This window comes from Segetibacter sp. 3557_3, from assembly GCF_004354985.1.
Taxonomy (GTDB): domain Bacteria; phylum Bacteroidota; class Bacteroidia; order Chitinophagales; family Chitinophagaceae; genus Segetibacter.
On sequence record NZ_SMSK01000012.1, the window covers coordinates 175,528 to 188,983 of the forward strand.

Below are 13,456 nucleotides of genomic sequence, written 5' to 3' on the forward strand. Positions count from 1 at the left end.
AATAGCAGGGTAGGCCCGGTTGAACTCAAGCGTTCCTGTCTGACTTCCATTACAGGCTTGTGGCCAGGTTTAACCCTTCTGGGGTGGAGGAAGCCGGTTCGTGATATTGTTGCAGCTAATCATACTCCGTGATCTGGCACTTGTTTTTTAGCAGTCATCGTATCCTCATTAATAGTACCAATACAAAAAGCAACCACCATGATCGGGTACCAGGCCTCGCACGAACAGTTTCCACCCAGTGAATTATTGAGCCTTGCTTCAGCAGCAGAAAAGGCCGGTTTCACCTCGATTCATTGCTCAGACCATTTTCACCCCTGGGGTAAAAGTCAGGGGCAAAGTGGCTTTGCATTTAGCTGGCTTGGCGCCTCGATGCAGGCTACCCGTTTACCACATGGCTCCGTGTGCGCACCCGGACAGCGCTACCACCCCGCAATTGTTGCGCAGGCGGCGGCTACCCTGGCAGAAATGTTTCCCGAGAGATTTTGGATCTCGTTAGGAAGTGGGGAAGCCCTCAACGAAAGGATAACGGGAGAAAAATACCCAATGAAAGCGGAAAGAAATGAACGCCTGTTAGAATGTTACCAGGTTATTCAGCGATTATTCAAGGGCGAAACAGTAACCCACCATGGCCGGATAACCGTTGAAAATGCAAAGCTGTATACACTGCCTGCTAAACTTCCGCCGGTGTATGGTGCCGCCGTGACCAAAGAAACAGCTGCATGGCTTGGCTCCTGGGCTGAAGGTATGATTACGGTTAGTCAACCACACGAACAATTAAAGGAGGTGGTAAATGCATTTAAAAACAATGGGGGAGAAGGAAAGCCGATTCTTTTAAAAGTGCAGGTATCGTATGACCAAACCTTTGATCAGGCCGTTGCAGGTGCTATGGACCAGTGGCGTACAAACGTGTTCAATAGCACCGTATTGGGGGATATGTGGATGGTGGAACAATTTGATGCTATGGCGGAATTCGTTCAGCCGCAGGAGTTGATGAAAATGGTTCGTATCTCAAACAGTTTGCAGCAACATATCGATTGGATAAAGCAGGATATGGAGCTTGGATTTGACCGGATTATATTACACAATGTAAACCGGGAACAGCGGTTGTTTATCGACACCTTTGGCGAAAAGGTTATTCCTAAGTTGCACTGAAGAAATGTTTCCCGGGTCCTCAATCGTTAAATGGCGCTGTTCAGCTTTGCAGCGGCGCAAGCAGGATTGTTCCCCGGGATTTAGTTCGCTTTGGAATTCCCCTCAGTCCGGCCTTCAATGGTTTTCACGTATTACATTATTCGCTACATGTTCTTTTCTCACTCCGTATGAAGTATTTAAAAGGTATATGCCAGCAGCACCTTGCCACACCAATTTGGTGAGGGCTATGTTAGTCGTGCCGCGCGGCTGTCTCGTGGGTTGTTGCATGTGTAAACCATCTGCGCCGCTTATCATGCTCCTGGCTATCTGCAAGTCTCCAAATGAAGTCTCATAATGGGAATACGATCAAATAGAATTTAATCCGTTGCTATTGAATGTTTCTTTAAATTGATAAAGATTCCTTTGTTTTGGACAATGGAAATTCATTGCCGTTTGTAAATCCTCCCCAGTGTTAACCGCAATGACAGAAAGGTACCCCTGGCCCTCATGGTTGTAGTAACGGAAGTTCTATGACTGCACATCGTCTGCTGTTGTAAAGACTGGCTTCAATGCTAGCAGCAATCGCGTGAGGGATTGAAGTGGAAAGCCCGGATGGCGCCAGAGCGCCACCGGACTTGGAACGAAAAGCCCGGCCCCACAACCTGAGTTGGGGGACACGCCCAAAATCATCCAATCTTCTTGAAAGCTATTGCGCTTTTACCTATCGAAAATAAATTTTTTTAAAAACAAATGCCCGTCATGTACCCCTGTTCATCTGATTGAAAAGCTCAATCGTACCCGGTTTCTACAAAGTGCTAAGTACAAACTCGAGCAGCAAGATACATGGTATTATGAGGTGGTAGTGTGCATTCGGCTTCAATGCTTAGTTGTACATGAATAGTCATAAGCATACTTCGTTTCGTTAAAAAAATATAATACGGTCAAACTGTTACTCCATGTTGCTAATCAAATTTCGCAAAAGGCTTCAGAACGTCATCTTTCCTGTAAGAAGCGGGCATATCGTCAAATGTTTTCTTTTGCTTGCATCTGCCTTCGCCGGTCTAAGGAGCAATGCGCAAACGTTTGATGTGGTCAAATACATCAATTCATCTAACCTGGGTTCAAATCCGATCTCGTTAACCTTATGTAATGGTGCTGTATATTTTTCAGCGGAAAATCCGCAGACCGGGAGGGAGTTATGGAAAACGGATGGTACCGCAGCCGGAACGGTACTGGTTAAAGACATCAATGAGGGTACAAATAGCGGGTTCCCTGAAAACCTGACCAACGTTAATGGTGTATTGTTTTTTGTCGCCAGTGACGGCACTCATGGTAGCGAGCTTTGGAAAAGCGATGGAACAGCATCGGGTACGGTGATGGTAAAAGACATTTATACCGGTATCTATAACGATGCTTATGTTCAAAAGTTAACGAACATAAACGGTACGCTTTACTTTGCTGCAAGTACTAGTTCAACCGGGCAGGAACTTTGGAAAAGTGATGGAACCGCCGGCGGCACCACAATGGTAAAAGATATCAACCCAGGGCAAGCTGGCTCATCAATAAACAACATCACCAATGTTAATGGCACACTGTTTTTCAGCGCAACTGATGGTGTTAACGGCCATGAACTTTGGAGGAGCAATGGAACTACGGGCCAGACCTACATGGTGAAAGATATCCTTCCCGGGATGAACCCTTTTACGCCTTGGGTGCCCAATTCATCCGATCCGACAGACTTGGTAAACGCCAATGGAACACTGTTTTTCCGTACGGGTTATCAATTATGGAGAAGCGACGGAACCAATGCGGGAACTACCTTGGTAAAAGCCTTTACAGAATCGCTTTTCTATCTCACTAATGTTGATGGTACCCTTTTCTTCAGAGCTGCGGCTGGCAGCGACGGATCTGAACTGTGGAAAAGCGATGGCACAACAGCAGGGACGGTTATGGTAAAAGATATATACCTGGGAGGGGGCAACTCCTATCCTCGGAACCTGGTGAATGTAAACGGAACCTTGTTTTTTAGTGCGAGCAGTTCCTCCTATGGTGAGGAACTCTGGAAAAGCGATGGAACCAGCGCTGGTACAGTACAGGTTAAAGATATAAACACCGGTTCACGAAGCACTTTTTACGAGTACCTGACAAACATCGCCGGGGTGCTGTACTTTAGTGCCGCTGACGACAATGGCAGCGAGCTTTGGATCAGCGACGGAACAGATGCCGGCACCATGATGGTACAAAACATAAATCCAAGAGGACCTTCCACTCCGCGGTTTATGACGAACATCAATGGCCAGGTAATTTTTAGTGCTGCTGATGGAACCAGTGGAATAGAGTTGTGGGTTACCAACGGAAGTGCTGCAGGAACGTTCATCGCAAAGAATATTAATACTGCCGCTCTTGGCTCCGGACCAGATAATCTGGTCGTTGTTAATGGTACCCTGTATTTTTCGGCAACAGACACAAGTGGGGCTGAATTGTGGCGGAGCGATGGTACAGCAACAGGGACGATGCTTGTCAAGGACATTAATCCGGGAATAGGAAATTCCACCATCCGGCAAATGACTGCGGTTAATGGAACCCTGTTTTTTACAACTGACGACGGCGTTAATGGTTTTGAACTGTGGAAATCTGATGGGACAGCTGACGGCACAAGCCTGGTCAGGAACATCAACACAGCGGGTTCTTCTTACCCGGAAAACTTGATCAACGTAAATGGTGTATTGTATTTCTCCGCTAATGACGGCATAAACGGTACGGAGCTTTGGAGGAGTGATGGCACTGTTGCCGGAACGACAATGGTTACAAACATCAACCCCGGAAGCAGTCCTTCAGACCCGTCAAAGTTCTTCAATCTTAGCGGGACATTATATTTCCGGGCAAATGATGGTGTTCATGGGTTTGAATTATGGAAAACTGATGGCAGCCCGGACGGAACACTGCTGGTGAAGGACATTGAAACCGGGCCGGTTGGCTCAGCCCCTGGAAACTTCGTTGAAATGAATGGTGTCCTGTACTTGTCTGCATCAACTGCTGCACAAAGGAAATTATGGAAGAGCGATGGTACGGATAATGGAACAACCCTGGTAAGTGGTGTTGTCTTGCCGTTTGATTATCAAACTTACCTTATCGTCGTCAACAGCACATTGTATTTCGTTGGCATCAGTCCGGATCACGGAAATGAGCTTTGGAAGAGCAATGGAACGGATGCCGGAACGGTGTTGGTTAAAGATATTCTTGCCGGACAGGGAGCTTCCTCGCCCCAGGAAATTACCAACGTAAATGGTACGCTATTTTTTAGCGCCGTCAACATTGCCAGCGGGCGGGAGCTTTGGAAAAGCGACGGAACGGATGCCGGAACCGTACTGGTGAAAGACATTCGTCCGGGGAGCAATGATGCAATGCCCGGTTTTTTCAAGAATGTCAACGGTACCTTGTACTTCTCGGCTTATGATAATTTTCATGGCAACGAGTTATGGAAGAGCGATGGAACGGCTGCCGGCACGGTGTTGGTCCGCGATTTTGCACCAGGCGAGGTCCATGGCTATCCAAGACAATTCACCGTGCTGGGGAGTAAATTATTGTTAGTGGCCAGTGAAGTGGCCCTGAATTCCCAATTGTACGTGGGTTCCATTAGCACCGAAATAGTGTTTAGCGGCAAAGTATACCTGCAAGGCGCATTTAATCAAAATACGGGTCTAATGAGTAATGGCCTGAATACCGCTGGTATCCTAAAGGCCAATGCTTCCAGTCAGCCTTATAACAATGCGGCATTTGGATACGCGGGAACAGAAAACGTAGGTACGACTTTTTTTGAAACCCATCCCGACATTGTAGACTGGGTACTGCTTGAACTCAGGAGCAGTACGTCACCTCAAACCATAGTGGCACGCCGTGCCGCCTTTATAAAACGCGATGGTACCATTGTCGATATCGATGGCACAAGTGAGCAGGTATCTTTTGCAGGCGTCGCGCCTGCTGCCTACTTCGTCTCCATCCGGCATCGTAATCATTTAGGTATCCGGTCAGCAAGTGTTGTTGATTTTAGCAGCGGTACTGCCAGATTTGATTTTACTACCGGTACCGATCAAGTGCATCAGAATGACGCTTACACCGCCACCGTTCAACTCGGCGAAAAGTGGGCGATGCGTGCAGGCGATGCCAATGCAAATGGTAACGTACGATATGCAGGACCCGGGAATGACCAGAACCAAATGCTCAATATTAAATTAGGCGGTTCCCTTGCGATGGTATTATCAGGGGTGTACGCACCCGAAGACGTGAACATGGATGGTAGCATTAAGTACAATGGCCCGGCCAATGACCAGAATTTTTTGCTGAACGTTATTTTGGCGGGGTCGTTGAGCACCATCTTCCAGCAGCAGTTGTGAGTGGGGGTTGGTTTTGAGGTATTAGTATTAGCGAATTGCGAATTGGAGATTAGGTATTAAGGTATTGGGTATTGAGGTTTTGGGAAGGAAGTTGATAGGTTGACTGGTTGATAGGTTGACTGGTTTTTTGCAAGCGTCAGTGTCCGTTCCCGAACCTGGTCTCTCTTTTGACTTTTTAATTTTGACTTTTGACTTTGGTAATTTATCGGGAGTAAAGACCTGATCAGGACTGAAATTCCTTTTTACATTTTACATTTTTCATTTTACATTCTATCACCCGGCACCCCTTTAGGCTTTTGAATTTTGACTTTTTGACTTACAACTGCTTGCCATGAACATTCAGACGTTGATTAAATGCTACCTGTGTTGCCTGTTGCAATCCTTTGCTGTTGATGGATGGTCACAACCGCAGGTTACTGCTTTCAGTCCTGATCGCGGCCCGGTTGGTACACCGGTTACCATTACCGGTCATAACTTCAATCCTGATCCCGCACGCAACATCGTTTATTTTGGTGCCGTTCGCGCCCTGGTAACCGCGGCGACTACAACCAGCTTAACCGTAACCGCGCCAGCTGGTGCAACTTACAAACCGCTCACCGTTACTGATCAGTCAACTGGTCTGACCGCCTATTCCAAAGCCCCGTTTTCAATAACTTTTACCAATCCTTTTGCCTACGGGATACCGGCTAACTTCTATCAGCCTAAAGTTTCCCTCGCTCAGGGGAATGGCCCAATTGCGATAGCCGACATAGATGGGGATGGTAAACCTGACCTGGTGACGCTTGAACAAACCACCATAACCCTGAGACGCAATATTTCTGCCATAGGCAGCAATGTTATTAGCGCAGCTTCTTTGGACACCCCGGTTAGTTTTCCTATTGATAATAGCAATTACAGCCGCAGCCATCCTCCGGCAATTGGCGACGTAAATGGCGATGGTAAGTTAGATATCGTGGTTGCGAGTTACGGATCTTTTCCTACACCATATTCCAGGGTCTCCGTGCTGCGAAATACTTCCACACCAGGCAGCATAACGGCCTCTTCAATGGCCGCTAAAGTCGATTTTAATACAGCTACGCTTGCCTCAACAGTCGAGCTTAGCGATATCGATGGAGATGGTAGACCCGAACTGGTCGTGTTGGGTGGTTTTGCCATATCAATTTTGCACAACACGTCTACCCCTGGCACCATTAATTCTTCCTCTTTCGCGGGTAATGTCGACTTCAGCGGTGTTTATCCAAGTGATGTTACCCTTCCTTCTGTTGAAGTCAGCGACCTGGATGGAGACGGCAAGCCCGATATGGTCGTGAATCTGAGAGGAGCATTTGTAGTTTTCAGAAACAATGCTACGGTGGGCAGCATCGGGCCTGCCTCCTTTCAAGCCCCGGTAAATATCCTCACAGCCGACACACGGTATCTCGCCATCAGCGACATGGATGGCGATGGCAAGCCTGACCTCGTAGGTACCGGAATTAAGGGCACACAAGAGGGGTTCTTTGGCACAGTCTCCATAATCCGCAATATTGCTACCCCCGGAAATCTCACCCCTGCTTCATTCGAACCGCCCGTATCTTTTTTTCTCCCCCTCGAAGCCTGGGATGTAACGGTTGGAGACCTGGATGGCGATGCTAAACCTGATGTTGCGGTGGGCGTGAGCCCGGGTAACACTATATCTGTTTTTCGTAACACGGCTACACCAGGCAGCATCAATGCAGGTTCTTTGGCCGGGAGTATAAATTTTCCCGGTAACCGCGGCCCCATATCTATCAGCGATGTAGATGCGGACGGCAAACCTGAACTGTTTTTTATGAGCTATCCGGAAGGTTTATCCGTATATAAAATTGATAACCCCGACCGGCAAATTACATTTAACGGCAAAGTACTCTTGCAGGGTGCATACAATCCCACTTCCGGGCTAATGGCTACGTCCCTGAATAGCTCAGGCATTTTGAAGTCGCTTGCGGCTCATCAGCCCTATTCCACAGACCGCTATCGGTATGCCGGCACCGAAAAAGTGGACCCCACGTTCTTTGATGCCCATCCCGACATAGTGGATTGGGTATTGGTTGAATTAAGAAGTGCAACAACTCCAACCAGCGTATTGGCAACGAGAGCCGCTTTTGTAAAACAAAACGGAACTTTGATTGACATTAATGGTGTTGATGCAGGTGTAACCTTCCAGGGCTTCATGCCTGGCAATTACCATATTGCTATCCGCCACCGCAATCATCTTGGCATTCGTTCGGCCTTGCCGGTAGATTTTAGTTCCGGCTCGGGCAATTATGACTTTACTACGGGTGCCGACAAGTCGTTCCAGAACCAGGCATATACTTCCACGGTACTAGTAGGCAATGCATGGGCCATGCGTGCAGGCGATGCCAATACAAACGGGAACGTTCGTTATTCCGGACCAGCAAATGACCAGAACCAACTGCTAAACAACAAGCTCGGGGGATCCATCGCAAACCTCATCACTAGCGCTTATGCACCCGAAGACCTAAACATGGATGGTACGATTAAATACAACGGACCAGCCAATGATCAGAACTTTCTGTTGAATACTATATTGGCGGGATTGCTCAGTACGGTTTATGTGCAACAGCTGTAGAGTAGGGATTGGGTAGTAGTATTAGCGGATTGCGGATTGCGGATTGGAGATTAGGTATTGAGGTATTTGGTATTATGGTATTGAGGTATTGGGTATTGAGGTATTGGGGAGGATGTTGATAGGTTGGTAGGTTGATTGGTTGATAAGTTGATTGGTTGATAGGTTGAATGGTTGATAGGTTGACTGGTTCTTTGCAAGCGCTCTCCTTTTGACTTTTTAATTTTGACTTTTGACTTTAGTGTGTATCAGGGTTAAAGACCTGATCGGAACTTGAAACCCCTTTTTACATTTTACATTTTTCATTTTACATTTTATCACCCGGCACCCCTTTAGGCTTTTGAATTTTGACTTACAACTACTTGCCATGAACATTCAGACGTTGATTAAATGCTACCTGTGTTGCCTTTTGCAATCCTTTGCTGTTGATGGATGGTCACAACCGCAGGTTACTTCTTTCAGTCCTGATCGCGGCCCCATTGGTACACCGGTTACCATTACAGGATATAACTTCAATCCTGAGCCCGCACGCAACATCGTTTATTTTGGTGCCGTTCGCGCCCAGGTAACCGCGGCGACTACAACCAGCTTAACCGTAACCGCACCGGCTGGTGCAACTTACAAACCGCTCACCGTTACTGATCAGTCAACTGGTCTGACCGGCTATTCCAAGGCCCCTTTTTCAATAACGTTTACCAATCCCTTTATCAACGGCTTCACCACTAACTTCTACCAAAATGCGGTGCCCATTGATGGTGGGCGCACGACTACAATAGCCGACATCGACGGTGATGGCAAGCCTGATATCATTACAGGTGAAGACGGTGAAATTCTTGTGTCGCGCAATACCGCCGTTATAGGTAGCCCTAGTCTTTCTAGTTCATCGTTTGCTCCAACGGTGCGTTTCCCCGTATCCAATGACTGGAACATTTTATATATCGGTATCGGAGATTTGGATGGAGACGGCAAACTTGACATCGTCGTTCCTAATTACAACAAAGCATCCGTTTCGGTACTCCGAAATACTTCTGAGCCCGGGTCCATAACAGCTGCCTCCTTCGCACCTAAAATCGATTTTGAAACTGATGTTTATTCTATCTCGGTTGCGGTTGCAGACATCGACAATGATGGAAAGCCTGAAATAATCACCGGCAATGTGTATTCTGTATCGGTGTTGCAAAACACGGCTTCACAGGGTATTCTGAACACCGCATCGTTCGCGCCGAAAGTAGATTTTGGCGGCGTATCAGGAACCTCGGCAATGCACAATAGTATTGTAGTAGCAAGCGACATCGATGGTGATGGGAAGACGGACATGGTAGTAAACTCCGATTTCAATGGACCGAGCATAGCAGTTTTTAAAAACACTTCGACTAGAGGAACTATCTCAAACGCTTCATTTGCTGCGCCGGTGTACTTTCCGGGCGACCAGTCTGTTGCTGTTGGCGATTTGGATGATGATGGTAAACCCGATGTTGTTGTCGGCTCAACCAGCGGGTTTGTCGGCGGACCGGGCCAACCTTTTGAAGGCAAGGTGATGGTGTACCATAACACGGCAACTCGGGGTGTGATCGATTTGGCTTCGCTGGCTCCTCCAATTATCTTTCGGCCTGCCTACAACAGCTACAGGGTAGCGATAGCAGACGTGGATGGCGACAGAAAGCCTGAAATCATCACGGCCAGCCTTGGGCCTGTTTTGTCTGTATTGCGGAACATGACTGCTGTTGGCGCAATTACGGCATCGTCTTTTGCATCAAGGGTTGATTTTGAGGGTACCGGAGCTTCCGTTGCTGTTGCCGACATTGATGGTGACGGAATACCTGAGCTATTTGGGATGGATGCTGTTTACAAAATCAACAATGCCTCAAATACGATAACGTTTAATGGTAAAGTATTCCTACAGGGTGCATATGATGTTTCCGCTGGTGCTATGACCAATAGTTTAAATAGCTCAGGCATTTTGAAGTCGCTTGCGGCTCATCAGCCCTATTCCACAGACCGCTATCGGTATGCCGGCTCTGAAAAAGTGGACCCCACATTCTTTGAGGCCCATCCCGACATTGTCGATTGGGTTTTGATTGAACTAAGAAGTATGGCAACCCCATCCAATGTATTAGCAACAAGAGCGGCTTTTGTAAAACAAAACGGAACTTTGATTGACATTAATGGTGTTGATGCAGGTATTACTTTCCAGGGCTTTCTTCCGGGCAACTACCACATTGCTATTCGCCACCGCAACCACCTCGGTATTCGTTCCGCCTCGCCGGTTGATTTTAGTTCCGGCTTGGGCAATTATGATTTTACCACAGCTGCCGACAAGTCTTACCAAAATCAAAGTTATACATCAACCGTAATGATCGGCAATGCATGGGCCATGCGTGCAGGCGATGCCAATACAAACGGGAACGTTCGTTATTCCGGACCAGCAAATGACCAAAATCAACTGCTTAATAGTAAACTTGGGGGTTCTCTTGCGACGGTTTTATCGGGTGTTTATGCTCCTGAAGACGTTAACATGGATGGCACAATCAAATACAATGGTCCGGGCAACGACCAGAACTTTTTGCTGAATACGATACTGGCGGGATTGCTCAGTACGGTTTATGTGCAGCAGTTGTAGGGTGGGTATTGGGTATTAGGGTATTGGGTATTGAGGTATTGGGTATTGAGGTCTTGGGAAGCAAGTTGATAGGTTGATAGGTTGATAGGTTGATAGGTTGACTGGTTGATACGTTGACTGGTTTTTTGCAAACGTCAGTACCCGTTCCCGAACTTGGTCTCTTTTGACTTTTTAATTATGACTTTTGACTTTAGTAGTTTATCAGAACTTGAAAGCCCTTTTTACATTTTTTATTTTACATTCTATCACCCAGCTCTCCTTTTTGACTTTTTAATTTTGACTTTTGACTCTAGTAGTTTATCAGGACTTGACACCCCTTTTTACATTTTTAATTTTTCATTTTACATTCTATCACCCGGCTCTCCTTTTCGACTTTTTAATTTTGGCTTTTGACTTGATGCGTTTATGGTGCATCGCAACTCACCGCACTACGCTGGCAGCGGGGTATTTACCAGTATCAACGACTGGTATTTATGGGATAAAAACTTTTACACTCATACCATGGGAGGTGCTTCATTTTATCAGTTAATACATCAGCGCATGAGCTTTAATCACGATAAGAAAAATGATGCATCTGGTTTGGTGTTTGGCACTTATAAAGACCAGGAAATGGTTTGGTACGCCGGGGGCGACATCGGCTTCAATAGCTATGTTATGCGTTTTCCGAAACAACAGTTAACCATCGTTTGCTTTTCTAATCTAGACATTGGTGGTATTGCCGAAAAGATGGCCAAACAAATTGCAGATGTATTGGCAAGCGAAAAAATGCTAAAGACGGATGGGCAATAAGCAACAGAGCACCCACCAGCTGATAAAATAATTTAGTCAGATTTCCCTGGACTCAAATTGTACCATGACAAAAATCATTGCGGCTATAATCATCGGGTTAACCTACTCCACAAGTTTTGGTCAGCATTCAGCTTATAACCGGATAGCTAATCACTACACTAAAACGCAAAATTTCAGCGGTGCTATCCTGGTTGCAAAACCTGGGCACCCTACTTATCTCCACTATGCCGGCCTGGCGAGTAAAGAACTACAGGTGCCCGTCACAAAAACTACAAAGTTTAAAATTTGCTCGATTACTAAAACCTTTACGGTAGCCATGTTGCTCAAGCTGGCAGAGGAAGGAAAACTTAAACTTGATGCTACTATTGGAACCTATTTTCCGGGGTACATTGGCGAAGGAAAAGACAAGGTAAATCTTCATCAGTTAATCACCTATAGTTCCGGTATTCCGGATTGTGAGGGGAACACAGGTCTGGCAGTTTATCAAACCGAAATAGCAAGAGACAGCTTCATCAATCGGTATTGTAGTGGCGCCCTTGCAACCACCCCGGGCAGTACCTTTAAGTACGAAAATGGCGGGTACATTATACTTGGTAAGATCATCGAATTGGCTACCGGCAAAAGCTATGCGGAAAATCTTCATACCATGATCCTCGAGCCGCTTGGTATGAAGAACACTGGCTTTATAGCCGATCGTCGGCTGGTGAAAGAACTTGCGCAGGCTTACCTGTACAACGATAGTACGAAGTCGTTTACAAATGATCCGCCCTATTACATCGAGAACTATCATGCCAGTGCTGCCATGTATTCCACGGTTGAGGATCTATTAAAATTCGATCAGGCGCTCTTCAATTACAAGTTACTTTCAAAAGCTACCATCGGGTTAATGTTGACATCTTATCCAAAACTATGGAGCGTTGCTTATGGTTTTTGGGTTACCGAAAATAAGTACGGCAACATCAAAGCCCGTGCTGCTGACCGGCAGGGCGCCATGACGGGTAGCAACACGAGCTGGCTGCATTTAGTCGATCAAAACATAACCGTAATCATCTTCAGCAATACCAATGCAACACCCATCAACGAGCTGCGCGAAAAGCTTACGCTGGCAGCCCTCAACCAGCCTTATGAATTGCCAAAACATAAGAGCTTGGGGCCGTGAGCAACGGATCTAAGACAGGCCCTTGTCCGGGCTTCTCCGGGCTCCACTTCGTTACGGCCGCGCCGGAATACAGGGGCGCGGCTAAACCCTCCGTATCCCGCAGCCCTTCAGCAGCAGTACATCTTTCATCTCCTGATCACGAAAGCACGCGTTTCCGATTGAGCTAATTACGCTCATCTCTCGGAAACGGATTCCTCGTTCCTAGAAATGACAAAAACCTCATGTCTCATCACTCATCTCTCATCACTCATCTCTCCAAAACGGATTCACCGTTCCTCGAAATGACAAAAACCTCACGTCTCATCACTCATATCTCATATTTCCAAAAATGATTCACCGTTTCTCGGAATGGCAACAACATCACGATTCGGAGTTCTACACGCATAATTCCGCACTCTGCATTATAACTCTGCACTCATAATTCTGCATTCATAACTCTCTCTCATCTCTCATCACTCATCTCTCCGAAACGGATTCCTCGTTCCTCGGAATGGCAACAACATCACGATTCGGAATTCTACACGCATAATTCCGCATTCTTCATTATAACTCTGCACTCATAATTCCGCATTCATAACTCTATCTCTCATCACTCATCACTCCAAAGAGGATTCACGGTTCTTGGGAATGACAGGAACATCACGATTTGGAGCCCTGCACTCATAACTCTGCACTCATAATTCTGCACTCATCTCTCATCACTCATCTCTCCGAAACGGATTCCTTGTTCCTCGGATTGGCAACAACATCACGATTCG

At 46.7% G+C, this 13,456-nt stretch carries 6 protein-coding genes; all 6 read left to right on the forward strand.

The window, feature by feature from the left end; genetic code table 11:
• Nucleotides 1-198: 198 nt before the first annotated feature.
• The 6 genes from EXU57_RS17115 (at nt 199) to EXU57_RS17140 (ending at nt 12,698) form a co-directional block, all read left to right on the forward strand.
• Nucleotides 199-1,152 carry a TIGR03885 family FMN-dependent LLM class oxidoreductase gene (locus EXU57_RS17115; RefSeq protein ID WP_133269453.1) on the forward strand — a complete coding sequence of 318 codons (954 nt, stop codon included), beginning with the start codon at nt 199-201 and terminating at the stop codon, nt 1,150-1,152.
• Between the two features lie 935 nt (nt 1,153-2,087).
• Nucleotides 2,088-5,525: an ELWxxDGT repeat protein gene (locus EXU57_RS17120; protein ID WP_133269454.1), complete on the forward strand. Its 3,438-nt coding sequence runs from the start codon at nt 2,088-2,090 to the stop codon at nt 5,523-5,525.
• Nucleotides 5,526-5,856: 331 nt separating this feature from the next.
• Entirely contained in the window at nt 5,857-8,133 is a 2,277-nt protein-coding gene (locus tag EXU57_RS17125) for an FG-GAP-like repeat-containing protein (RefSeq protein ID WP_133269455.1), read from the forward strand.
• 364 nt (nt 8,134-8,497) lie between these two features.
• Nucleotides 8,498-10,750: an FG-GAP-like repeat-containing protein gene (locus EXU57_RS17130; protein ID WP_133269456.1), complete on the forward strand. Its 2,253-nt coding sequence runs from the start codon at nt 8,498-8,500 to the stop codon at nt 10,748-10,750.
• Nucleotides 10,751-11,290: 540 nt separating this feature from the next.
• Nucleotides 11,291-11,539: a hypothetical protein gene (locus EXU57_RS25200; RefSeq protein WP_165958185.1), complete on the forward strand. Its 249-nt coding sequence runs from the start codon at nt 11,291-11,293 to the stop codon at nt 11,537-11,539.
• Between the two features lie 64 nt (nt 11,540-11,603).
• Complete coding sequence (locus EXU57_RS17140) at nt 11,604-12,698, forward strand: serine hydrolase domain-containing protein (RefSeq protein WP_133269458.1); 1,095 nt, start codon at nt 11,604-11,606, stop codon at nt 12,696-12,698.
• Nucleotides 12,699-13,456: the final 758 nt, after the last annotated feature.